We start from the raw sequence: 24709 nt of genomic DNA on the forward strand, positions 1-24709 counted from the left end.
CGCCTCCAATTCCGAAAAAGGGGTGTCTTTATACCTATCGGAACGTAGAGGGGATATTTTTATTAACAAAGGGCTCTTTTTCACTTTTCTTGGGCGGACGAGGCCAAGGCGGCGCGCTCCCAGGCCGCGATCCGATCCATGACGCCGCCGAACAGCCGCGCCGCCAGGTTGGCGCTTCCCTCCGGACGTTCCTCGGCCAGGACGGCGACGGCATAGCGGGGATGGTCGGCAGGCCCGTAGCCGATGAACCACTGGCTGTTCCCCGCTCCGGGCCTGCCGCTTTCCGCCGTCCCCGACTTGCCGGCCAGCGGCCAGGCGGCTCGGTGAAGGCCGCGTCCGGTTCCGCTGGCTACGACCTGCTCCATGCCTCTCCTCAGCATGGCGGCCGTGCGCGGCGAGATTTGCCCGTGCGCGGAGGGCGAGGCATGGCTGCGCAGCGCGGCGAGACGCTGGCCGTCGGCAAAGTCGATTTCCTTTACGAGCGCCGGCTCGGCCACCCTGCCGCCATTAACGATCGTCGCCGTCAAGTTCGCCGCCTGCAGCGGCGTCATCCGCACATCCTCCTGCCCGATGCCGCTGCGGGCCAGCTTGCCGCTGCGCAGCAGCTCAAGCCGGCTCCAAGGGCTTGCCGCGCCGAATACCGTGCCCGCTTCTTCCTCGCCGATCAGGCGCAGCGGTCCGGACAGCGCGCCTTCCCTGCGGCCTGCCTCGAGATGCCAGCCGATGCGCCTGCCGAGACCGAGCTTGTCCGCCGCCGCGGCGAGCTCATCCGGCCGCAGCCGCTCCGCCAGAGCGGCGAACACGATGTTGCAGGACTGCGCCAGCCCTTGCTCCAGCGTGAGCCGGCCGTGGCCGCCTTCTTTCCAGCATGACAGGCCATGATGGCCGTATTCGCCTCCGCAATAAAATTCCTCGCCCGGCTCGGCCGCTCCGGCCTCCAGCGCTGCCGCCTCGGTGACAAGCTTGAAGATCGAGCCGGGCGCATAGGCGCGCACGGCCCGATTGGCCGCTCCGTCAAAAAAAGCTTCTCCTCGTGCCGGAAGCTCCATGTCGGGCTTGGAGACCATCGCCAAAATGTCCGAGTTCCGGACATCCAGCACGACGACCGCGCCTTTTTTCAGCCCGGCCTCGCCCGCATACCGCTGAAGCTCGACTTGCAGAGGCAGGCTGAGCGTCGTCCGCACCTGCAGCGGATAACGCGGGTTGGCCGGGCGCTCCACGGTCAGGCCGAGCCCTTTGAGCGGCAGGCCGGCCGCATCGGTCATATAGCTGGCATAGGCCGGCCCCGTCCCCCGAAGAAGCCCGTCCAGCGACAGCTCGAGACCGCCGCCTCCCGTTGCGTCGCGCAGGCTCGCCTTGCCTGCGGCCAGCCGCTTGCCGTATGCGGCGGCGATCCGTTCGGGATTTTCGCTGACATATCCGATCGCCTGGACGGCAGCGGACGACGGATCGCGGCGGGCGCGGTAGGGCAGGATGGCCACGCCTTCCAGCTTCAGGCCCGCCAGCTCGGTCCGCTGCCGCGGACTGAGCCGCAGCGGCAGGCCGCTTTTCGCATCCATCCAGAAGCCCGGCTCCTTCCTCCGCTCCAGCTCTTGCCGCAGCTCCTCGGAGCCGGCTTGCAGCACTCGCGCCAGCTCGGCCATGTCCCGGCCGCTGCCGCGCGGCTGGCCGGACGGATGCGGAAAGATCGCCAGCGCCTCATAAGCGAAGCCTGTCAAAGGCAGCCCGGAGCGGTCGACGAAATCGCCTCTTCCGGCGTCCAGCAGCAGGCGGTGGCTGCGCTGCCTAACCGCTGTCTCGGACGCTGTCGCATGGCGGGCCGAGGAAGCGGGACTCCACGGCCAAAGCATCACCCAGCCGAGGCGGAGCAGAGCGACAAGCAGCAAAGCGGCGATCAGAGCCGCCACCGTCTTCATTCGGGAAGCGGACATGGGCCGTTCCTCCTTCGGTTCCAGATGTCGCGGTTGTTCTGGAATCCAGTATTCCCCTGCCGCTCCCCGCCTACACGCGAAAAGCCCCGCCGGAGGCGGGGCTGGGTCGAAGCAGGAAGGAGTCAGAAGTCATGCCTTGAAGCGGTCGAGCGATCGCTGGAGCGACTGCGAGACCTGCTCGAGCTGGCCGGCGAGTCCGACGAGGCTTTCGCTTACGCCGAGCTGCTCGCTGCTGAGCGAGGCGACCTCTTGGGAGGTGGCGGACGACTGCTCCGCTACGGCGCTGACGCTGCCCATCGCGGAGCCGATCTGCTGCTGCGACTCATCGAGCAGACGGATCGACTCGGCTACGTTCTCTAGCGTCGACGCAAGCGAATTCATGCGAGCCTGGACCTCATGGAAGATGCCGTTCGCTTCCTTCACGGAACCGATCTGCTCTTGGAATACCGGCTGCGCCTTGCCGAGCGCCTCGACGGTCTCCTCGATCTCCGTCTGGATCGTCGTCGTGATGCTTTCTACCATGCCGATCGACTGACGGGACTGCTCCGCCAGCTGGCGGATCTCTCCGGCGACGACCATGAAGCCTTTGCCGGCCTCGCCGGCCCGGGCGGCTTCGATCGACGCGTTGAGCGAGAGGATGTTCGTCTGCTTGGCGACGCCGCCGAGCATTTCCAGAATCTTGCGGATCGAGCTGGTGCTTTCCTGGAGGCGGCCGACTTTTTCGGTCATGTCGCGGACCATCTGCTCGGTCTCTCCCGTCTTCTGGATCATCGCAGCCATATGCTCCGTGCCCTGCCGGCTCGCCTGGTCGACCTGCTCGGCCGACAGCCGCATCTCGTCGCTCATCGCCTTCACTTGGCGCATGTTCTGATCCATGCCGCCGGCAAGATCGCTGCCTCGCTCGGCTTCCATCGCGAGGCTGGTCGCTCCGCCCGCGATCTCCTCCGTCGCGACCGCGATCTCCCGCGCCGCTCCTGCCGTCCTACGGGAGGCTTCTCCGACCTCGGAGGCGGTATGCAGGACATGCTGGGCGTTGTCCCTCGTCTGGCCGACGAGAGCCGTTATCTGGCCCATCATGTCATTGAAGCTCTCCGACAGCTGGCCGATCTCGTTCTGCGAGCGGATGTCGGAGCGGACGGCGAGATTGCCGTCCTTGGCCTCCCCCATCAGATTGCGCAGCTTCTGCAGCGGCCTGCCGACGCTCGCGACGACATAGACGCCGACGAGGATCGCGATCAGGGCGGCAGCCGCGGCGATCAGCCAGGTCATTCTCTCGATTTCTTTGGCATCGCGCACCAGCTCTGACGTCGGAATCATGCCGAGCACCTTCCAGCCGACCGTCTCCAGCGTCTGGTAGACGGCCAGCACCTGTCCGACGTTGCTTTCCGTGATGAAGCTGCCGCTATCGGCTGACGCGCCGCTGCCGGCGAAGTCGATGACGGACTTCTCCCCGGCGAGGCCGGACTCGATATTGTCGATCAGGATCGTATTGTCGACATCGAGAATCCGGATGCGGCTGCCTTCTCCGATCTTGACGTTCTGCAGCTGCTGCTCGAGCAGCGAGGCCTTGAGCTCGATCAGCAGCGCGTACGCGTAGCTGCCCGACGTATCCCGGATCGTCCGGGCCAGGCCGAACGACCTCTGGTCGTTGCCCTGGAAGCCCTTTTCCTGGATCGGGATCCAGATCGACTTGCCTCCCAGCTCGACCGCCTGCTTGAGCCAAGGCGCGTCCTTGACCGTTTCGTACTTCAGATTGCCCGTGCCGAGCACGTTCGTTCCGTATTTCTCTTGCAGCGGAATATAGTTGACGTTCATGACTTCCGCGTTGGACATCGCCATCGCGCTCAGCTTGGTCGACAAAGCGCGCTGATTCTCGAAAATCGCGTATTCGTCGGAAGCGCTGCTCCCGAGCTCACGGATGTTGTCCTGCAGCGACTTGTCCGTAATGAACTGGATCGAGAAGTTCTCGTAGTTGCCCAGAATCAGATCCAGCTTGCCGCGGATCTGATCGATCGTCTCGTTGGAAGCGGCGGTCACCTTCTTTTCGATGACGCCCTTGGAGATCTGGAAGCTGAGCGTGCCGACGACGGCGACGCAGGCGACGATGCTGACGAAAACGATCAGGAACAGCCTCACGCTTAAAAGATGTAGCGGATTGCGGAGCCGGGCCCGCGCATCTGCCTTGGCGCCGGAGGGCTTGTCCGACAGGGAAGGCTCCGTGCTTGTTCCGCCGCCCGACTTGCGCATACGGCGTTGGAATGGATTCTGCATCTGTATACACCATCCTCTACTCATGAAGGCTTTCCCTATCCATATCGGAGTCTGCGGCGACGAAGTTTAACCCATCTTAAAAATAAACAAGGCTGACGGCTCTTGACAAGCCTCGTTCCGACGGATCGAGACGCCTCCCCCTCCTCCGAGCGGAGCGAACGAAAGCGTCCCGCCGGCTGCATGGGCCGGCGGGACGCTTCGTCAACTCGGGCTTGCGGGATCGAATCATTCGGTGCGGAAACGCTCCAGCGCGGCCTGCAGCGACTGCGAGACGCCTTCGAGCCGCGCGGACAGCTCGACCAGGCCTTGGCTCACGCCCTGCTGCTCCTGGGTGAGCGAGGCCACCTCCTCGGATGTAGCCGATGCCTGCTGCGAGACGGCGCTTACGCTGCTCATCGCTTCGCTCAGCTGGGCGTGGACGTCGTCCAGCAGACGGACCGACTCGCTTACGCGGTCGAGCGACTCCGTGAACTCGCCCATCCGGCCCTGCACCTCCAGAAAAATCTGGCTCGTCTCTTTGACCGATTGGATCTGTTCCTGGAACATCGGCTTCGCCTCGCCGATCGAAGCGGCCGTTTGGGCCATCTGCTGCTGGATCCGTCCGGTAATCGTCTCGACCAGCGCGATCGACTGCCGGCTCTGCTCCGCCAGCTGCCGGATCTCCGCCGCCACGACCATGAAGCCTTTGCCGGCCGCTCCCGCGCGGGCCGCCTCGATGGAGGCGTTGAGCGAGAGGATGTTCGTCTGCTTGGCGACGCCTCCGAGCACGTCCATGATCTGGCGGATGGAGCGGGTGCTCTCCTGCAGCGATTCGACCTGCGCCGCCAGCGAGCTTGTCGCCGATTCCGTAAGCGCCGTCTTCTCGACGAGCTGCGTCATGCATTCGGTCCCGCGGCGGCTGGAAGCCTCCACCAGAGCGGCCGTCTCGCCCATCTGGCTGTTGCTCCGCCGCAGCTGCTCCATCCCAAGGCTCATGTCGGCCGTCAGATCGCTTCCGCGCTCGGCGTCGGCCGCCAGGCTGGTCGCTCCGCCGGCAATCTCCTCCGATGCGGTCGCGATCTCTCGCGCCGCCTCGGCCGTCCGCCGCGAGGCCCCTCCAAGCTCGCCCGCCGTGCTCAGCACTTGCACCGAGCCGCTTCGCGCCTGCTGGACCAGCTCCGTAATCTGCGCCATCATATCGTTGAAGCTCGTCTCCGTCTGGCCGATCACGTCGGTGCTGCGCGGCTGCGCCCGTACCGTCAGATCGCCTTCGCGGCCCCTCTGCATCAAGCTCCGCAGCCGCTGCAGCGGGCGGCCGACCAGGCGCATGACGAACAGCCCGATGAGCGCGGCCAGCAAGGCCGCCGCCGCGGAGACGAGGAACGTCATCCGGTAGATCGCGTCCGCTTCCTGCACGAGCAGGCCGACCGGAACGACGCCGGTCAGGACCCAGCCGTTGGAAGGAAGCCGGTCGTAGATCGCCAGCGCCTTTCCGCCTTCCTCTTCCTTGACCAGCGAGCCGCTCGGACGGGCTGCCGCCTCCGCCGCCACCTTCACGCGCGCTTGCTTGCCGATCGCTTCCCGTCCGGAGCTGTCCAGCAGCACCCGGTCCGTCTCGTCGACGATCGAGATGCCGCTGCCTTCTCCCAGCTCGGCGCCCTTGAGCTGATCTTGCAGCGCCGAATCCTGAATTTCGACGAGCAGCAGGTAGACCGCGTCCGTGCCGCCCGGCTCCCGCAGCGCGCGCGCCAGGCCGATCGTCGGCTTGCCGCCGTCCTGGAAGCCGGCGGTCTGCGTCGGAATCCAGATCGACTTGTTCTCGGTCTTCACGGCCGCCTGGTACCAGTCCAGCTGCTCCAGCTTGGCTTTGTCGAGGCTGCCCGTTCCGAGCACCTTGCTGCCGAGGCTTTCCCGCAGCGGGATGAGGTTCAGATTCTCGACGCCGGACATTCCGATGACCATGCTCTGGATCTTGTTGTTCAGCTCCCGCTGCGCGTTCGCGAGCGCCGTCTCGCTGCTCGCGTAAAGCGTGCTGCCGATCATGTTCTGCAGCGTCGTGTCCGAGACGAACTGCACGGCGATGTCGTTGAACTTGCCGAAGACGAGCTCCAGCTTCTCGGCCAGCTGCTTCAAGGTCCGGCTGGACGAGTCCGTCGCCTGCTGCTCGATGATCGACTTGGAGATGCTGTAGGACAGCTGCCCCATCGCAAGCACGCAGATGAGGATGCTGGCGAATACCGTCAGGAACAGCTTCAATCCGATCGACAGCGTCCGCCTGGGCGGGGAAACGGACGGGGGACGGCCCGCGACGGCCTGATGCCGCTCGGCCTCCCCGATCTGCTCGCGTCCATCGTCCGGCTTGATTTTGCTCCTCGCCCGCTCCCATCGGCTCTTCCATCCATTCCGCATGACAGCCACACTCCATCCGTTTGCTAGTATCCTTGTATTCCCTTGTATCGGATCGTCCGAGATGGTCCTTTATGCCTATGTCAGCTTTATATTCATGAATTATTTTGGATTTTAATTCCATTATCCAGTGATTGCGATATTTTCTTTCACTCGTTAACGAGATAAGGCAATAAAGAAATCAATCGAAATTCATGTAACCGTATTCAATCGCGCAAAAAAAAGCCCGGACCTGTGTAAAGGTCCGGACTGTCTCGCTTCGGCGATCAGCGGATGCGCTTGCGCATCATGTCCATCGGGCGCACCGGCTCGGCGACGCGCAGCACGATCTCCTGCAGCGGATGGCGCGCCGCGTCGAGCCGATTGCCTTCGCGGTCGCGCAGCTCGTCGACCGTCTGCTTGAAAAACGTGCCGCCCGGGCCGAAGAACTCGATCTCCTGGCCCGGCTTGAAGTGGTTGCGCTGCTGGACGACGGCAAGTCCCGTCTGCTCGTCATACTCCAGCACGACGCCGGCGAAATCGTACGGCGCGGCTTTTTCCTCCGGCTCGTAGATGTGGTCCTCGGTGCCAGGCGTATCGAAGAAGAAGCCGGTATTGAGCGGACGGTTGGCCGCCTTGTGGACCTCTTCGAGCCATTCCGGCCGCAGCTCGTAGCCGTCCGGGTCGGCGAAGTAGGCGTCGATCGCCTGGCGGTACGCATTGACGACCGTCGCGACGTAATGCAGGCTCTTCATCCGGCCCTCGATCTTGAAGCTGTCCACGCCGACGTCGATCAGCTCCGGGATGTGGCGGATCATGCACAGATCCTTGGAGCCCATCGTGAACATCTGCTCCTCGCCCTCGGCGATCGTGTCGCCGTCGACGTACAGGTCGTACTTCCAGCGGCAGGACTGGCAGCAGCCGCCGCGGTTGGAGTCGCGGTCGGTGAAGTGGTTGGACAGCACGCAGCGGCCGGAGAAGGAGGAGCACATCGCGCCGTGGATGAACGCCTCGATCTCGATGTCCACATGGGACTTGATCTCGGCGATCTCCTCCAGGCTCGTCTCGCGCGCCAGCACGACGCGCGGCAGCCCTTCCTCCTTCCAGAACTGCACCGTCCGCCAGTTCAGCACGGACTGCTGGGTGCTCAGATGCACCTCGAGGCCCGGAGCGACCCGCTGCGCCGTCTCGACGATCGCCGGATCGGCGGCGATGATCGCCGCGATGCCGACCTCCTCCAGCTTGCGCAAATAAGCCTCCAGGCCGTCGATGTCCTCGTTGTGGGCGTAGATGTTCGTCGCGACGAACACCTTGGCGCCGTAACGGGCGGCGAATTCGACGCCTTCCCGCATCTCCTCGAAGCTGAAGTTGTCGGCGCCGGAGCGCAGGCCGTACTTCTGTCCGCCGATGTAGACGGCGTCCGCGCCGTAATGGACGGCGAATTTCAGCTTTTCCAGATTGCCTGCGGGCGCAAGCAGCTCCGGCCGGTCGAGCCGGTATCGTTTCCCCTGATAGCGGGGCTTGTTCATCGTCATGCCCATCGTTCGTTCACCTCCTGAAGCTCGGCCGTCAATAGACCTGCTCCTTATAGAAAAATCCGTAGCTCAGCTCGCGGGACGAATCCTGCACGCGGCGGATCGCGGCGAGCCAGGACGGGTCGAAGCGGTAGCCGGCCGGATCGGCGGCATAAGCGTCGATCGCGGCGCGATAGGCCCGCACGACCGTCTCGTTGTACGCCGGCGTCTTCATGAGGCCTTCGACGCGCAGGCTGTCGATGCCGGCCTCCAGCAGCTCATGCAGGTTCTCGATCATGCAGATGTCGTCCGAGCTCATCATGTACGTCCCGTACGCGTCCTGGTAAATCGGATAGCGCTCGTCGCGGCGGTCGGCTTCCATCAGGAAGAGGCCTTGCCCGAGCGCGCTGTCCACCTGCTCCGGAGCCTTGCCCAGATGGCCGAGGTAGCTGTCCACGAGCGAGCGCTTGGAGTGGTAGATGTTGGTCATGCCGTGAACCTGAACCTGGACCTCCAGCGACGTGCGCTGCTTGACCTCGACGATCTGCTCCATGTTCAGCTCGCGGGCGAGCACGATGCGCGACGCCCCCCGCTTACCCCAATAGTCGGCCTGCGCGTAGCTGGTCGACGTCATCTCGGCGTTCCAGTGCAGCCGCAGCTGCGGCGCCGCCTCGCGCGCTGCCATCAGCACCGACGGGTCGCCGAAAACGATCGCGTCGACGCCGATCTCCGCGAGCCGGCCCAGATAAGCGGGCAGCTCGCCCACCGTGCGGTTGTCCATCAGGTTGTTGACCGCTGCGTAGATGCGCGGACGGCGCTCCGAGCCGCGAGCGATCCGCACGGCCTCGCCGATCTGCTCCAGCCCGAATTCTCCCGGCAGCCTGGCTCCGAATCGGGATTCCCCGATGACGAAGGCGTCCGCGCCGGCGTCCGCCAGCAGGCTAAGCTCCTCCAGGGAAGCGGCCGTCGCCAGCAATTCCGGTTTTGTCGCCACCATTGATTCCTCCTTGCTCCTGCTTCTATTGCTTGCCGCTTTCGCGGATGTTTTTCAGATGCTGGTCATAGGTGACGGCAAACAGATGCTCGCTCGAGCCGTCTTTTTTCGTCACATAGTAATAGAAGTCGTTTTTCTCCGGCTGCAGCGCCGCCTCGATCGACTTCAGGCTCGGACTGCTGATCGGCCCCGGCGGCAACCCGTCGCTGCGATAGGTGTTGTACGGGCTCTCGACCTCCAGATCCTTCTCGAACAGCCGCTCCTTGGGCTTGTCGAGCAGATACTGGACGGTGGCGTCGATCTGCAGCCGCATCGGCTTGGCGAGCCGATTGTAGATGACGCCGGCCACGGCCGCGCGCTCCTGGTCGACGACGACCTCGCGCTCGACGAGGGAGGCGACGGTCATGAGCTCATGCAGCGTCAGCCCGCGTTCTGCCAGCGGCTCGTCGATCTCGCCCAGCTCGGCCAGCTTGCGGTCGGTCTCGGCGAGCATCCGCTGCAGGATGTCCTCCTCGGTGCTGCCTTTCTTGAGCTCGTACGTCTCGGGGAACAGATAGCCCTCCAGCCGGTGGCGCAGCCTGGCGTCGTCCGGAATCGACTTGACCGCCTCCGCCTCCCAGTCCCTCTTCTCGTCCGCAAGGGCAAGGAAGCGGGTCTTGTCGATGAAGCCCTCCGCCGCCAGCTTGTCCGCGATCTGCAGCAGCGTGAAGCCTTCGGGAATCGTGAAGCGGATCGTCTCCTCCTTGACCGTATCGCCTTCGTTCAGCTTGCGGATGATGGCGTCATGCTCCATGCCGGGGGACAGCTCGTAGGTGCCGGCCTTGAACGCGCCGCCCTGCTCCCGGAATTTCAGGTAGTACTTGAAAATGAAGGCATCGCGAATGATGCCCTCCTGCTCCAGCCGGTCGGCGATCCGGTTCGGGGACATGCCCCGCTCGATGGCGACCTGCCTGGCCTCGCCCGCCTCCGCCGGCCTCAGGCCGTTCCATATATAGCCGCCCAGCCCCGCTGCCGTAAGCAGCAGCAGCGTGACGAGCGTCAGCAATACCCATACCGTAATCCGGCTTCTCGAAGGTCCTGCAGGCTGCTGCGCGTCCCCTTCGACTCGATCGTTCCTTCGCATCTGGCTTCTGTCCCCCGCTTCCGACTGTACCTGAATTCCGCAGCCCGCCCTCGCGGCGCGCCCGGGCAGTAGAAAAGGGGCGGCAATTGCCCGCCCCAACCCGCCTGCTATTCCTTGCCCGATTCTTCGAAAAGCAAAACGTCGTAAGCCTCGGCGGCAAGCTCCCATTCCTCGTCGTCCTCGATCGTCTCGAGCTGCGGCTCGCCGCCATGCGCGGCGACCCGGAACATCTCGACCTCGCCTTCCTTGCGTCCGGCCGGAGACTGGAGCGCCGCGTAATGCGAGCCGTCCAGCTCAAATTCGGCAAGGATGACAAAGGCGATCTCAGCCCCGTCCTCGTCGACGAGGAGCACTTCGCGGCCAAAAGCCTGCTTGAGCAGCGACACGCGCTGCGGAAGTCCTGCGCTCATCAGCCTTGTCCGTCCTCCAGCTCGCCGAGAAGCGTGTTGAACGTCTCCTCGACCATGCTCCACTCTTCCTCGTCCTCGATCGTGTACAGCTTGAGGTCGTCGCCGTCCTCCTCGTAGCGGAACGCGTAGACTTCGTCTTCCTCTTCGTCCTCGCCTTCCTCCGCGCTGAGCGGAACGACCATCATGTATTTCTGGTCCGAGCCGTCGACTTCGAACTTCATGATGACCTCGAACTCTTCCTCGTTGCCTTCCTCGTCCGGAATGTAGATGATTTCCGGCTCTTCAAACTGCATGTCGTCCTTTGCCATCGTTTACCCTCACCTTTTCATCTTAGAGTCGAGATAATTCTGCAAAATCAGCGCGGCCGCGATCTTGTCGACGACCTGCTTGCGTTTGTTGCGGCTGACATCCGCTTCGAGCAGCGTCCTCTGCGCGGATACCGTCGTCAGTCGTTCGTCCCATAGGTGTACAGGTAAGTGGACTGCTTGCCTCAATTCCTCGGCAAATGCGATGCAAATTTCGCCACGCGGACCGATCGTGCCGTTCATATTTTTAGGAAGCCCGACGATGATCTCGGACACCTCGTGCTCCGCGGCAAGCTGCGCGATTCGCTGCAGCTCGCCGCCGCCCTTGCGCTGCAGCACCTCGAGCCCTTGGGCGGTCCAGCCCATCGGGTCGCTGAGGGCAACGCCGATGCGGCGGTCGCCGTAGTCCAAGCCCATAAGTCTAGTCAGTCTGCATTCTCCTGTCGCGGGCCTGATCAGCGGTGAGCGGCCAGATACGAGCGGACCAGCTCCTCGATCAGCTCGTCTCGTTCCTTCTTGCGGATCAGGCTTCGTGCGTTGTTATGCCTCGGGATGTAGGCGGGATCTCCGGATAGCAGATACCCGACGATCTGGTTGATCGGATTGTAGTCCTTGTCGACCAGCGCGTCATACACCGTCAGCAGGATCTCCTTGGAGGAAGCCTCAGGACCGTCTGCAACCACGTCGAACTTCATTGTCTTGTCCATGGAGCTCACCGCCAGCACCTCGCTTTCCTCTGGCCCGGATCGTAAGGGCGCGATTAAAGATACATCCTCACTATATCACATTTGCCTGGGCGAGAACCAGTTCTTCGACAAGGCGCAGCGCTTCGCCGAGCTTCGACGGATCCTTGCCGCCCGCCTGGGCCATGTCCGGACGGCCGCCGCCTCCGCCGCCGCAAGCGGCTGCCGCTTCCTTGATGATCTTGCCGGCGTGGAAGCCCTTCTTGACGAGCTCCTGGGGCACCGATACGACGAGGTTGACCTTGCCGTCCGCCGGAGCTCCGAGCGCGATGACCGCCGCCGGCAGCTTGAGCCGCAGCTCGTCGGCGATGCCGCGCAGCGCGTCCATCGTCGGCGCGCTCACCTGCGCCGCCAGCACGGAGACGTCGCCCGCAGTCTTGACGCCGCTCTCCAGCTGGCCCGCCTCGATGCGCGACAGCTTGCCTTGCAGCGATTCGTTGTCGCGCTGCAGCTCCTTCACCTGGCCGAGCAGAGCTTCCAAGCGGCGCGGCACGTCGGCCGCGCCGGCCTTCAGCAGGCTCGCCGCCTGCTCCAGCAGCTCGAGCCGGCCTTCGAGATACGCGTAGGCGCTGCGGCCGGTTACGGCCTCGATGCGGCGCACGCCCGAGCCGATGCCGGTCTCGCCGACGATTTTGAACAGTCCGATCTGCGACGTGTTCTCCACATGGCAGCCGCCGCACAGCTCGATGCTGTAGTCGCCGACCTGCACGACGCGCACGACGTCGCCGTACTTCTCGCCGAACAGCGCCATCGCGCCCATCGCCTTCGCCTCGGCGATCGGCTTGCTCTCGATCACGACCGGCGTGCCGGCCCAGATCTGCTCGTTGACGCGGCGCTCGATTTCCGCCAGCTCCGCGGCCGAGATCGAGCCGATGTGGGAGAAGTCGAAGCGCAGCCGGTCCGGCTCGACGAGGGAGCCGGCCTGGTTGACATGTCCGCCGAGCGTTTCCTTGAGCGCCTTGTGCAGCAGATGCGTCGCGGTATGGTTTTTGACCGTGTCGCCGCGCGAGGAGGAGGATACCTCGGCCGCCACCTGGCCGCCCTTGCGCAGGGCGCCTTCGACGACGAGCGCATGGTGGACCGGCTGGCCGTGCGGTGCCTTGGTGACGTCCTCGACCTGCAGCTTCAGGCCCGGCGCTTGCAGGAGGCCCTTGTCGCCGACCTGGCCGCCGCTCTCGGCATAAAACGGCGTGCGGTCGAGCAGCACGAGCACGCGGCTGCCTTCGCCGGCGATGTCGACAAGCTCGCCGTCCAGGACGATGCCGGTGACGACGGCGTCGCCGACGAGGCGGGAGTAGCCGATGAACTCGCTCGGCTCCGTGAACTCCGACAGGGCGCCGCCCTGCACGCTCATGCCGCCCGTCTCCTGGCGCGCCGCGCGGGCGCGGCTGCGCTGAGCCTCCATCGCCTGGTCAAAGCCGCCGCGGTCGACGCCGAGGCCGTTCTCGCTGGCGTAGTCCTCCGTCAAGTCGAACGGGAAGCCGAACGTATCGTATAGCTTGAACGCGTCCTCGCCGCCGATCTCCGTGCGGCCGTCCGCCTTGGCCGCGCGGGCCAGCTGCTCCAGCAGGCCGAGGCCGCCTTCGAGCGTGCGGTGGAACTGCTCCTCCTCGCCGCGGATGACCTTCTCGATGAACTCGCGCTTCTCGACGACCTCCGGGTAGTAGACGCCCATGATGTCCCCGATCGTCTCGGTCAGGCGGTACAGGAACGGGCGGTCGACGCCGAGCGTCTTGCCGTAGCGGACGGCGCGGCGCAGCAGGCGGCGGATGACATAGCCGCGGCCCTCGTTCGACGGCAGCACGCCGTCGCCGGCGGCGAATACGACCGTGCGCGCATGGTCGGCGATGACCTTGAGCGCGATGTCCTTCTCCAGGCTATCCTTGTACTTGACGCCCGCGATCTCGCAGGTTTTCTCGATGATCGGCAGGAACAGGTCGGTGTCGAAGTTGGAGTCGACGTCCTGCAGGATCGAGGCGAAGCGCTCGAGGCCGGCGCCGGTATCGATGTTCTTGTTCGGCAGCGGCGTGTAGCTGCCGTCCTTGTTGAGGTTGTACTGCGTGAAGACGAGGTTCCACACCTCGAGGTAGCGCTCGTTCTCGCCGCCCGGATACAGCTCCGGATCGGACGGATCGTTGCCGTACTGCTCGCCGCGGTCGTAGAAGATCTCGGTGCACGGGCCGCAAGGGCCTTCGCCGATCTCCCAGAAGTTGCCGTCCAGCTTGACGATGCGCTCCGCCGGCAGGCCGACCGTCTCGTTCCAGAGCCGGTACGCGTCCTCGTCGTCCGGATGCACGGTCACGCTCAGGCGCTCCGGATCGAAGCCGATGTAGTCCTTCGACGTGAGGAACTCCCACGCCCAGACGATGACCTCGTCCTTGAAGTAGTCGCCGATGGAGAAGTTGCCGAGCATCTCGAAGAACGTCTGGTGGCGGCGCGTCTTGCCGACGTTCTCGATGTCGTTCGTGCGGATGCACTTCTGCGCGTTGGTGATGCGCGGATTGTCCGGAATCTCGCGGCCGTCGAGGTACGGCTTGAGCGGCGCGATGCCGGCGTTGATCCAGAGCAGCGACGGATCGTTATGCGGCACGAGCGAGGCGCTCGGCTCGACCTTATGTCCTTTGCTTTCGAAGAATTTCAGCCACTTGGCGCGGATTTCTGCTGCTTTCATGACAAATCCAACCTTTCCTATCGCGGAATGTGAAAAACAAAACGCCCCTGTCTGCCGACAGGGACGATTGAACTCGCGGTACCACCCTGGTTATCGCTCCGGCTCCGCGATGTGCGAACGGGCAGCGATCTCCTCGATCCGGCAGATAACGGCTCCGGCGGCCGGTGGAGTTGATCCACGCTCCGAGATCAGCTTCGGCACGCTCTTCGGCAGGCGGATTCTCGCAGCCTTCCGGCGGGCGCTCGGCGCTCCATCCGAAAGGAATCCGTTCTCTGATTGCCGGGCTGCGCCCTACTTGGCATCCCATCAACGCTGTGTCTATGCGGCCTCGCCTCAGCGGGACGTATTGCGGCCATATACCGCCGATTATAGGATAGAGCGGCAGGATTGTCAATTTGTATGGGCGGACGGACGCGGCTGGAAGCGGTTGGGTTGCTCTGCCGGCTATAGGAGCCTTGGCGAGGTTGCAAAAACGCCCTACACGGTCCGCCGCCGCACGTAATACGCGAACACATGCTGCAGGATCACCTTGAGCGCCGCGAACACCGGCACGGCGAGGATCATGCCGGGAATGCCGGCCAGCTGGCCGCCGACAAGCAGCGCGAAGATGATCATGAGCGGATGGATATGCAGCGTGCGCCCGACGACCTGAGGCGAGATGACGTTCCCCTCCAGGATCTGGCACGCCGTATTGACGACGGCGACAAGCAGCATCATTTTGAACGAAACCGTCGAGGCGACGAGCAGCGCGGGCGCCGCTCCGATGAACGGTCCGAGATACGGAATGACGTTGGTCACCGCGACGATCGAGGCGAGCAGCAGCGCGTAGGGCAGCTCGATGATGGCATAGCCGGCGTAAGCGAGCAGGCCGATGATGACGCAGACGAGGAACTGCCCGCGGATGTAGCTGCCGAGCGCCTCGTCGATGTCCTTGAGCATGCGGACGACCGGCTTGCGATGCGACTTGGGCACGCAGGCGATGACCGCGCGCTCCATCACCTCGAAGTCCTTGAGGATATAGAACACGAGGAACGGAATGATGAAGAACAAGAACACGGCGCCGAGCATCGAGCCGATGTTGTTGATGAAGTCGGTCGTCGATTCCGCGAGCCGCTTCTCCAGCCCGGCAAGCGCGCGGATCATCGCCTCGCGGAAGCTCTCCGGCAGGAACGACGTATGGTTGAAGTCCCGCACGAGGCTCTGCGCCCGCATCGTCAGCTCCGGCGCATGCTCCCCGAGCTCCTGCACCTGCTCGGTCACCATCGGGATCAGGTTCATGAGGATGACGGCGAGCGCCGAGCAGAACACGGCGTAGATGAGCAGGACGGCAAGCGAGCGCGGCACCCGCCTGGCGCTGAGCAGGCTGACGATCGGGTGAAGCACGTAGGCGATGACCATCGCGATCAGGAACGGGGTCAGCACGGCGCTCGCGAAGCGGTATACCGTCAGCAGCAGCGGCTTGAGCAGCAGCAGCAGGAACAGGGCGAGCAGGCCGAGGATCGCGTAGACGAGCCCGAGCAGCATCCGGTTCTGCGTCCATTTTTCCATCCCAGCCCCTCCCCTCTCGCATCCGCTGTCCGAAAGCCGGGACCGTCCAAGCTTGCTGGAGAGCCTGTCTGCCCGGCAGGTCCGTTAAAGTATATGCGGCTTCCGCCGCTCCCATACCTTGCCTGTCCGCTGCCGCGCTTCGCGCTTCGGCGGACAGGAAAAACCCCTGACGGAATTCCGTCAGGGGCGCAGCTCCCGATATCTCGGTCGGCCTGCTTCAGTTCGCGTGGATCTCGGACGAGGCGATGTCGTCCTCGAAGAACAGATCGTCCAGCGAGCTGAGCGTTCCGTCCTCCTCGACCTGATAGACCGACATTTTATCGCCGTTGACCGTCAGCTCGATATAGCAGCCCCAGCAGTAAAACTGATGCGAGCCGATCTTGCCGATATCTCGGGAATTGCAGTTGGGACATCTCATGCTCATCGATTCATTTCTCCCTACATTACGGATCGGAAGCTGCGACACGCTCCAGGGCACTCTCGTCCAACGGCGGGACGACAATCGCATCTTCCCCTAACAAGAAGACATCCGGATCCCGGGGCGCTCTCAGCCATCTCCGACCGTCCTTAAGGTCTGAGACAAATCCGTCCGTCAGTTCAAAGCCTACTACCTGTGTACCCTGATTCGGGTCAAAATAAACATCGCTTATCCGGCCGAGCTGATCTCCCTCCGCCGTGACGACGGGAAGCTCCTTGAGCCGCACGCAGCCGCCGAGGAACGAGCGCGGCAGCGACTTCAGGCGCCTCACCCCGATCGACTCGGCCGAGCGGAGGAACACGCAGTCGGCGCCGCAGACGAGCACGTCGTCCCACAGCACGGTCCGGGCATGGCCCGGCCGCCAGCACCAGCCGTCGAGCACGAAGCCCTGCAGCGTCCAGTGCTCGTCGAACCAGGCGTCGCGGATTTTGCCGGCGCGGGCGCCGGAAGCGGCGAAAAAGGCGGGCTGCCCGATGACTTCCTGCAGCTTCAGCATGCGGTCGGCGGCATTCGGCACGCAAAGCGCCTCCTAAGAAGATTTACGATTACGGCCGAGAAAAGTTTCAACGCGTTCGGCCGCAAGCTCCATTTCTTCTGTAGTATTGCCCAATCCGAAGCTGAATCTTACCGCCGAGCCGGAAAGCTCCTCCGGCACGCCCATCGCCTGCAGCACATGCGAAGGCTCCAGCGCGCCCGCCGTGCAGGCGGAGCCGCCGGAGGCGGCGATGCCGGCCAGGTCGAGATTCATCAGCAGCGACTCCCGGTCGAAGCCGGGAATCGCCAGGTTGACGATGCCCGGCAGCCGCCGCTCGGGATGGCCGAGCAGGACGGCCGCTCCGTCCGTAACCTCCGCCATCCTGCGCAGCCACAGCTCGCGCAGCTGCTCCATCGCGGCCGCGCGGCGCTCCCGCTCGCGCGCGGCGAGCTCGGCCGCGCGGGCGAAGCCGGCGAGGGCGGCGACATTCTCGGTGCCGCCCCGCCGCTTGCGCTCCTGCGAGCCGCCGACGAGCAGCGGCGCAAGCGGCGTGCCTTGGCGCACGAACAGCGCGCCGACTCCTTGCGGGCCGTTGATCTTGTGGCTCGAGAGCGTCATCAGCGAGATCGGCAGCTCGGCGACGTCGATCGGCAGCTTGCCGTACGCCTGGGCCGCATCGGTATGAAACGGCACCCCGCGCTCCTGCGCCGCCGCCGCCAGCTCCGCGATCGGCTGGAGGACGCCGGTCTCGTTGTTGGCGTACATGATGCTCACGAGCCCGGTATCGTCGCTCAGGCTGTCGCGCAGCTGATCGGGCGAGACGAGACCGTCGCCGTCGACGGGCAGCACGGTGACGCGCCAGCCGCCGCGCTGCAGCCGCTCGCATTCCTTGAGCACGGCATGATGCTCGGCCGCGCTCGTGACGAGATGGCGCTTGCCGCTCGCGGCCTGCGCCTCCAGCACGCCTCGCAGCGCGTAGTTATCCGCCTCCGTCCCGCCGGAGGTGAAGACGAGCTCATCCGGACGGCAGCCGATCGTGGCGGCGATCGCGTCCCGCGCCGCGCTCACCCGCTTGCGGGCGTCGCGCCCGAAGCTGTGCAGGCTCGAGGCGTTCGCCGGAGGCCCCTGCAGCACCTCGAGCATCGCCCGCGCGGCTTCGGGATGCAGCGGGGTCGTGGCGGCATGGTCGTAATAAATCCGTTCCATCGCGTTTCAAGACCTTTCTCGAATCGGAATCAAATATAGAACATATAGCTGTCGGATTCGCTCTTGTCCGTATATTGGATGAGGTCGAGCAGCGTCGTGGAGTCGAGCACCTCGGCGATGCTGTCGCGGATGCGCAGCCACAGGTTGCGCTTGGCCGGATCGTCCTCCTCGGTGAAGTCGACCGGCGAGATCGGCCCTTCGAGGATGCGGATCACGTCGCCGGCCGTAATCGTGTCCGGGTCCTTGGACAGGATGTAGCCGCCGTAGGCTCCGCGGATGCTTTTGACGAGGCCGGCGTTGCGCAGAGGAGCGATCAGCTGCTCGAGGTAGTGCTCCGACAGCTGATTCTTCTCGGCGATGCTCTTGAGCGAGATCGGGCCTTCTCCGAACTTGGCGGAAAGCTCCATCATAATGGTAAGGCCGTACCGGCCCTTCGTAGAAATTTTCATGGCTGCACCTCTTTCCCTGATTGGTCGACAAACTAAATCAAGGTATTCCCATAATACTGATATGTTAGCACAGTTCAGGGCTGTACGTCCGCTAAATTCGGCGTTCGGCCGCCAGAAATTCATCATCGGATGAAACTCTAGGCTCCGTTGTGCTACAATGGGAGAACTCTTCCCGCCCGGCCGTCAGCGGCAGGGACGGACACAAGTTGTCAGAATAGCAGGGAAGGCTCCAGATTGTCAAGGTGGTGGATTACTATGGCAGCGCAGGAAAGCAACCGCTCCAAGCGGGTTGTCGTCGGCATGTCCGGCGGAGTCGATTCGTCCGTGACCGCCCTTCTCCTCAAGGAGCAAGGCTACGACGTCATCGGCATTTTCATGAAGAACTGGGATGAGACCGACGAGAACGGCGTCTGCAGCGCGGACGAGGATGCCGAGGACGTGCGGCGCGTCTGCGAGCAGATCGGAATTCCCTATTATACGGTCAACTTCGAGCGCCAGTATTACGACAAGGTATTCTCGTACTTCCTCGACGAGTATCGCCGCGGCCGCACGCCGAATCCGGATGTCATGTGCAACCGCGAGATCAAGTTCGGCGAGTTCCTCGCCAAGGCCAAGTCGCTCGGCGCGGACTATTTGGCGACGGGCCATTACGCGCGCGTCGTCCGCGACGAGGAAGTCGTCACGACGCTGCTGCGCGGCGTCGACGCCGGCAAGGACCAGACGTACTTCCTGCATCAGCTCAGCCAGGAGCAGCTCGCCTCGGCAATGTTCCCGATCGGCCATCTGCCGAAGCCCGAGGTGCGCCGGATCGCCGAGGAGAACGGCCTCGCGACTGCCCGCAAAAAGGACAGCACCGGCATCTGCTTCATCGGCGAGCGCAACTTCAAGCAGTTCCTGAGCGGCTACCTGCCGGCCCAGTCCGGGCCGATGGTCGATCTGCGCACCGGCGAGACCAAGGGCCGGCATGACGGGCTCATGTACTACACGCTCGGTCAGCGCCAGGGACTCGGAATCGGCGGCTCCGGCACAGGCGAGCCGTGGTTCGTGGCGGACAAGGATCTGGAGGCGAATATCCTCTACGTCGTGCAGGGCGACGCGCATCCGCGCCTGTACTCCTCCTCGCTGACCGCGAGCGAGGTCAACTGGATCGACCCGCAGCGTCCGGCGGGCGACATCCGCTGCACGGCCAAGTTCCGCTACCGGCAGCCCGATCAGGGCGTCACGCTGCGGCTCGGCCCGGACGGCGGCGCGGAGGTCGTGTTCGACCAGCCGCAAAAGGCGGTCACGCCCGGACAAGCGGTCGTGTTCTACGACGGCGAGCGCTGCCTCGGCGGCGGCACGATCGAGACCGTGTCGCTCGTCGACGAGCGGACGTTCGCGGAGTCCGGCCGCGCCTGACGGAGGCGGCGGGACGGCAGGGAATGATGCCTGAACCGGCGGATCCAAGGCACATTTGTGCCTTGGATTCGCCGGTTCGGACCGGAGATCGGGAATCCAAGGCACTTTTCTGCCTTGGATCTTTCGGTTCAGGCCGAGATCGGGAATCCAAGGCACATTTGTGCCCTGGATTCGCCGATTCAGGCCGAGATTTCTGGATCCAAGGCACTTTTCTGCCTTGGATTCGCCGATTAGGGCCGAAATTTCGGATCCAAGGCACTTTTCTGCCTTGGATTCGCCGATTAGGGCCGAGATTTCGGATCCAAGGCACTTTTCTGCCTTGGATCCGCCGATTCGGGCCGAGATTTCGGATCCAAGGCACTTTTCTGCCTTGGATCCGCCGATTCGGGCCGAGATTTCGGATCCAAGGCACTTTTCTGCCTTGGATCCGCCGATTCGGGCCAGGATTGGAAAGGGTCTGTCCCCGGTCATCGTCGATGACCTTCGGGACAGACCCTTTTTCGTCGTGCAGCAATTCAGCGAGCGCATCTCCTTGGCTGCGGCGATTGCTAGCGCCGACTTTCCTTCAGCAAGCGTGTCTCCTTGGCTGCGGCGCTAGGGAGCGCCGACTTTCCTTCAGCAAGCGTGTCTCCTTGGCTGCGGCGCTAGGGAGCGCCGACTTTCCTTCAGCTGACCGGCGCTCCCTAGCGCCGATCAGCTTCAGCGAGCCCGTTCTAGAAGGGTGTCCCTAAATGTTTTCCGCCCGAATAAGAATAAGCCACAGGACGGTTCGAGCACGCCTGCGCTCAAGCCCTCAAGTGCGGCGCATATACGCCTTCACTGTCAGCGGCGCGAAGATCGCGACGATGGCGGCCGCGGCGAGCAGCGACCAGCCGACCTCGGCCCCGAGCGTTCCTTCGTTCGCCAGATCGCGCACGGCGCTGACCAGATGCGAGACCGGATTGAACTTTACGAACCACTGCAGCCAATCCGGCATCGTCTCGACCGGCACGAACGCGTTGGACAGGAACGTCAGCGGAAACAGCACGATCATCGAGATGCCCTGGACGCTGGAGGCGCTGCGGGCAATGACGCCGAAAAAGGCGAAGATCCAGCTGACCGCCCACGAGCAGGCGATGACGAGCACGGCGGCAATGGCCACGTAGCCGAGGCCGCCCTCGGGACGGTAGCCCATCAGATAGCCCATGACGAAGGTCAGCACCGTCGCGATCGTATAGCGCACCGTATCGGCGAGGAGCGAGCCGGCGAGCGGCGCGATGCGCGCGATTGGCAGCGACTTGAAGCGGTCGAACACGCCTTTGTCCATATCCTCGCGCAGCTGCACGCCGGTGACGATCGAGGTGCCGATGACCGTCTGCACGAGGATGCCGGGAATGATGACCGGCAAATAGCTGGCCACGTCGCCGGAGATGGCGCCGCCGAAAATGTACGTGAACATGAGCGTGAACAGAATCGGCTGCAGCGTCACGTCGAACAGCTGCTCCGGCGTCCGCTTGATCTTGAGCAGCCCTCGGTACGCCATCGTCAGCGAGTTGCGGAAGGCCTGGACGATGCCGCCCCGCTGGACGATCCGTCTGGAAGCGCCTGCCGGCGCAATTTCGGTCTTCATGCGTTTCTAGCCTCCATTCGTTCGTTGGCGCTGGACGCGTCCGGCGCCGGAGCCGCCGGTCCGCTGCCGGTTATCGTCAGGAACACTTCGTCGAGCGTCGGCTTCTGCACGCTGATCTCCGCCAGGTCGACGCCGGCGCCGCGCAGGGCGATCAGCAGGTCGGTCACCTGGCCGGCCTCTGCCATCGGAGCGGTAATCCGCCCGGCTTCCGCCGTCGCGCTGGAGCGGGTCTGAAGCACGCGCTCCACCGTCTCGCGGGCGGTCGCGATCTGGCCCGGATCCGTCACGCGCAGATGGAGCGACGAGCTGCCGACCGACGCCTTCAGCTCGTCTCCGGTGCCCTCGGCGACGACGCGACCGCGGTCGATGACCGCGATGCGGTCAGCCAGCTGGTCGGCCTCGTCCAGATACTGCGTCGTCAGCAGCACGGTCGAGCCGCTTTTGACGAGCCTGCGGATCGTGTCCCACATCTGCGCCCGCGTCCGCGGATCAAGGCCCGTCGTCGGCTCGTCGAGGAAGATGAGCGGCGGCTGCGAGATCAGGCTGGCCGCCAGATCAAGCCGCCTGCGCATGCCTCCGGAGAAGTTTTTGAGCGGCCGCTTGGCCGCTTCGGTCAAGCCGAATTCCTCCAGCAGCTCCGCCGCCTTTTGGCGCGACTCGGCGCGGCCAAGACCGAGCAACCTAGAGAAGATTACGAGATTCTCGGTCGCGCTTAGCGACTCGTCGACCGAGGCGTACTGTCCCGTCACGCCGATCAGCTGCCGCACCTGCTGCGGCTTCTGCATCACGTCGACGCCGAAGATGCGCGCCTCGCCCGCATCGGGGCGCAGCAGCGTCGCGAGCATGCGGATCGTCGTCGTCTTGCCCGCTCCGTTCGGGCCGAGCACGCCATAGATCGAGCCGGCGCGCACCTTCAGGTCCACGCCGTCGACAGCCCGATTGTCGCCGAACTGCTTCACGAGTCCGCGCGCTTCGACCGCCCACTCGCTCGTGCTGGCTGGATTGGATTTCATCGTTGTTCATCCTCCCTGGTTATCGTTCGCTGCAAGCATAACCCTCGAATGTGAACTCGATTTGAACCGAATCAAAGGAAATCGCGAGGCATTTATGGATGATGGATTGCGAGAAGCAGATTGGGGTGCAGGCTGTTCCTGCGGCGCGGACGGAACCGTGCAAGGGAATTCGCCCTTTTTGTTTTTTTGGCCAGCGACGTCGAGAGGATGCCGCTTGTCCGTGAGCGGGAGCGACGCCGGCGCGGCAGTCGCGAAGCCCCGCCTTCCGCGGCATGCGGACGCCGGAATACGGACGCGGCTCGGCATAGGCGCCTTGAATGGCCGGGCGCTCTCCCCCATAATAGAATTCAATTGAAGCGACAGAGAGGATCGATGCTTGATGTTGAAACGAAAACCGGCGCCTGCGGTCGTCTCCAAGGCTAAAGGAAACACGCTGCTGCTGGAGCGGGCTTTCGAGGCCTCGCCCTCGCAGCTGTACCGGGCCTATACGGAGGAGGAGCTGCTCCGCGAGTGGTGGGGGCCGAAGGGCTGGACGGTGGCGGAGAGCCGCATGGAGCTGCAGCCGGGCGGCTTTTGGCATTACGGGCTTGCAGCCGAGGACGGCAGCCGGAAGACTTGGGGCAAGTTCGTCTACCGCGAGCTGCAGGAAAACGAGCGGCTCGTCTACGAGGACTACGCCGCGGACGAGTCCGGAGCCGTGCCCGAGGGACAGGGCCTGCTCGTCTCCCTGGAGTTCCGGGAGGAAGGCGGCCGCACCCGGCTCGCGAGCCGCGCCGAGTTCGTCTCTTCCCAGGCGCTGAAGCGCTCGCTCAAGCTCGGCGTCGTCGAAGGCATGAGCCAGACCTGGGATCGGCTGGCGGCCTGCCTCCGCCGCATGGACCGCGAAAAAGGCTGATTCGGACGTCCAGAAGGGACGGATGCCCGAAACAGCCTTATGAATGCTGACTGCTGACTGCTGAATGCTGACTGCCGACGCCCTGGCTGGCGCCGAGGGCAGGCTGCTGCCTGCCTTCGGCCGGCCTTTCAGCTGCCCGTATCGCGCAGGCTCCGCTCCGCGTCGAACTCGTCGGTGATGTCGCCGACGATCTCCTCCACGATGTCCTCCAGCGTCACCAGCCCCGCCGTGCCGCCGTATTCGTCGATCAGGATCGCGAGCTGCGCCTTGTCCTGCTGCATCCTTGCCAGCAGCGCATGGATGCGCGTCGACGCCGGCACCGCCGCCACCGGACGGATCAGGCCGTGCAGGTCGGTCGCCTGCATGCCCGCGCGGAGCAGGTCCTTGATGTGGACGAAGCCGATCACGTCGTCCTTGTCGCCGTCGCATACCGGATAGCGTGTGAACATGCGCTGCAGGGCGGCGGCTTTATTCTCCTCCAGCGAACGGTCCACGAACAGGCAGACCATGTCCGTCCGCGGAATCATGATCTCCCTCGCCTGCGTATCCGCAAAGTCGAAAATATTGTCCATGAGCGTCAGCTCCGCCGGATCGATCAGCCCGCTCCTGCGGCTCTCCTGCATGAGCAGGCGCAGCTCCTCCTCGTTATGCGCCGGCTCCGGCCCGGAAGCCGGCTCGAGTCCGCTCCAGCGCAGCAGCCGGCCGGCCATGCTGTCCAGCACGCGGATGACGGGATAGAGCAGCGAGTGGAGCAGGATAAGCGGGCGCGAGGTCCAGAGCGTCACCTTTTCGGCCTGGCGGATGGCAAGCGTCTTGGGAGCGAGCTGGCCGAGCACGATGTGGAACAAGGCGATGAAGCCGAAGGCGGCGACGAACGTGACGGTCCCGGCCGCCGGACCGCCGAAGCCGAAGCGCAGCAGCAGCGGCTCGAGCAGCGCCGCGACGGCCGGCTCCCCGACCCAGCCGAGGCCGAGCGAGGCGAGCGTAATGCCGAGCTGGCAGACGGAGACGAAGGAATCGAGGCTGCCGGTCAGGCGGGAGGCGAACCGCGCCTTACCGTTGCCTTCGGAGACGAGAGCGCTGATGCGGCTACCGCGTACTTTCACCATCGCGAGCTGCGCGGCGACAAAAAAGCCGTTCAGGAAAACGAGAAGCACAATAAGCAGCAAGCTGATGCCGAGCGGCAAGGGGTCGTCGGACACGCTCTTCCCTTCTTCCGCTCCTTGACGGATGCGGAAGTCGGGCGCACCTCCTCCAGTTCAAGTCGATTATCTCTATGTGTATGGACGGAGGAGCCGCAATATTCAAGCTT

General features: G+C 64.2%; 21 protein-coding genes. 2 read left to right on the plus strand and 19 right to left on the minus strand.

Features of this window, described 5'->3' with window-relative positions:
- Positions 1-80 precede the first annotated feature (80 nt).
- The 16 genes from GE073_RS17530 to cymR all read right to left on the minus strand — a co-directional run bounded on the left by GE073_RS17530 (position 81) and on the right by cymR (position 18482).
- Complete coding sequence (locus tag GE073_RS17530) at positions 81-1931, minus strand: peptidoglycan D,D-transpeptidase FtsI family protein (RefSeq protein WP_153783975.1); 1851 nt, start codon at positions 1929-1931, stop codon at positions 81-83.
- A 129-nt stretch (positions 1932-2060) separates the two neighbouring features.
- The gene (locus tag GE073_RS17535; protein WP_228551613.1) at positions 2061-4202 is read right to left on the minus strand and encodes a methyl-accepting chemotaxis protein; all 2142 of its coding nucleotides are present in this window, start codon (positions 4200-4202) and stop codon (positions 2061-2063) included.
- Between the two features lie 225 nt (positions 4203-4427).
- A complete protein-coding gene (locus tag GE073_RS17540; protein ID WP_028597560.1) occupies positions 4428-6590 on the minus strand; it encodes a methyl-accepting chemotaxis protein in 2163 nt (720 codons plus the stop codon).
- A gap of 263 nt (positions 6591-6853) precedes the next feature.
- On the minus strand, positions 6854-8107 hold the full coding sequence (locus GE073_RS17545; RefSeq protein WP_194843398.1) for a peptidase U32 family protein: 1254 nt from the start codon (positions 8105-8107) through the stop codon (positions 6854-6856).
- A gap of 28 nt (positions 8108-8135) precedes the next feature.
- Positions 8136-9074: a peptidase U32 family protein gene (locus GE073_RS17550; protein ID WP_153783977.1), complete on the minus strand. Its 939-nt coding sequence runs from the start codon at positions 9072-9074 to the stop codon at positions 8136-8138.
- A 25-nt stretch (positions 9075-9099) separates the two neighbouring features.
- Positions 9100-10197, minus strand: coding sequence for an endolytic transglycosylase MltG (gene mltG, locus GE073_RS17555; protein WP_174817669.1), 1098 nt, complete (start codon positions 10195-10197; stop codon positions 9100-9102).
- A 107-nt stretch (positions 10198-10304) separates the two neighbouring features.
- Positions 10305-10607, minus strand: coding sequence for a DUF1292 domain-containing protein (locus GE073_RS17560; protein ID WP_101807912.1), 303 nt, complete (start codon positions 10605-10607; stop codon positions 10305-10307).
- Positions 10607-10915, minus strand: a complete 309-nt coding sequence (locus GE073_RS17565) for a DUF1292 domain-containing protein (protein WP_028597555.1) — start codon at positions 10913-10915, stop codon at positions 10607-10609. The genes GE073_RS17560 and GE073_RS17565 overlap by 1 nt, the downstream gene beginning before the upstream one ends.
- Before the next feature lie 9 nt (positions 10916-10924).
- Entirely contained in the window at positions 10925-11329 is a 405-nt protein-coding gene (ruvX, locus tag GE073_RS17570) for a Holliday junction resolvase RuvX (protein WP_043110901.1), read from the minus strand.
- A 38-nt stretch (positions 11330-11367) separates the two neighbouring features.
- Complete coding sequence (locus tag GE073_RS17575; RefSeq protein ID WP_028597553.1) at positions 11368-11628, minus strand: IreB family regulatory phosphoprotein; 261 nt, start codon at positions 11626-11628, stop codon at positions 11368-11370.
- A gap of 61 nt (positions 11629-11689) precedes the next feature.
- Entirely contained in the window at positions 11690-14326 is a 2637-nt protein-coding gene (alaS, locus tag GE073_RS17580) for an alanine--tRNA ligase (protein ID WP_153783978.1), read from the minus strand.
- Between the two features lie 477 nt (positions 14327-14803).
- On the minus strand, positions 14804-15874 hold the full coding sequence (locus GE073_RS17585) for an AI-2E family transporter (protein WP_153783979.1): 1071 nt from the start codon (positions 15872-15874) through the stop codon (positions 14804-14806).
- Between the two features lie 217 nt (positions 15875-16091).
- Positions 16092-16292, minus strand: coding sequence for a hypothetical protein (locus GE073_RS17590; protein ID WP_028597550.1), 201 nt, complete (start codon positions 16290-16292; stop codon positions 16092-16094).
- 25 nt (positions 16293-16317) lie between these two features.
- Positions 16318-16869: a PRC-barrel domain-containing protein gene (locus tag GE073_RS17595; RefSeq protein WP_228551615.1), complete on the minus strand. Its 552-nt coding sequence runs from the start codon at positions 16867-16869 to the stop codon at positions 16318-16320.
- Positions 16870-16881: 12 nt separating this feature from the next.
- Positions 16882-18033, minus strand: a complete 1152-nt coding sequence (locus GE073_RS17600; protein ID WP_028597548.1) for a cysteine desulfurase family protein — start codon at positions 18031-18033, stop codon at positions 16882-16884.
- Positions 18034-18062: 29 nt separating this feature from the next.
- Complete coding sequence (gene cymR, locus GE073_RS17605; protein WP_153783980.1) at positions 18063-18482, minus strand: cysteine metabolism transcriptional regulator CymR; 420 nt, start codon at positions 18480-18482, stop codon at positions 18063-18065.
- Positions 18483-18737: 255 nt separating this feature from the next.
- Here cymR and mnmA point away from each other — a divergent pair, with 255 nt between their 5' ends.
- Positions 18738-19880 (plus strand): tRNA 2-thiouridine(34) synthase MnmA, encoded by a 1143-nt coding sequence (mnmA, locus tag GE073_RS17610; protein WP_153783981.1) that lies wholly within the window; start codon positions 18738-18740, stop codon positions 19878-19880.
- A 793-nt stretch (positions 19881-20673) separates the two neighbouring features.
- On the opposite strand, the gene GE073_RS17615 is transcribed toward mnmA, so the two are convergent.
- On the minus strand, positions 20674-21489 hold the full coding sequence (locus tag GE073_RS17615) for an ABC transporter permease (RefSeq protein ID WP_153783982.1): 816 nt from the start codon (positions 21487-21489) through the stop codon (positions 20674-20676).
- Positions 21486-22502, minus strand: coding sequence for an ATP-binding cassette domain-containing protein (locus GE073_RS17620; protein WP_153783983.1), 1017 nt, complete (start codon positions 22500-22502; stop codon positions 21486-21488). Before GE073_RS17620 ends, GE073_RS17615 begins: the two co-directional genes overlap by 4 nt.
- Positions 22503-22881: 379 nt before the next feature.
- Between GE073_RS17620 and GE073_RS17625 the strand changes: the two genes are divergently transcribed.
- A complete protein-coding gene (locus GE073_RS17625; protein WP_052332952.1) occupies positions 22882-23397 on the plus strand; it encodes an SRPBCC family protein in 516 nt (171 codons plus the stop codon).
- Between the two features lie 128 nt (positions 23398-23525).
- On the opposite strand, the gene GE073_RS17630 is transcribed toward GE073_RS17625, so the two are convergent.
- A complete protein-coding gene (locus GE073_RS17630; RefSeq protein WP_101807916.1) occupies positions 23526-24599 on the minus strand; it encodes a hemolysin family protein in 1074 nt (357 codons plus the stop codon).
- Between the last annotated feature and the right edge of the window lie 110 nt (positions 24600-24709).

Source organism: Paenibacillus sp. B01 (assembly GCF_009649995.1).
In the GTDB taxonomy this organism is placed as follows: Bacteria; Bacillota; Bacilli; order Paenibacillales; family Paenibacillaceae; genus Paenibacillus_O; species Paenibacillus_O pasadenensis.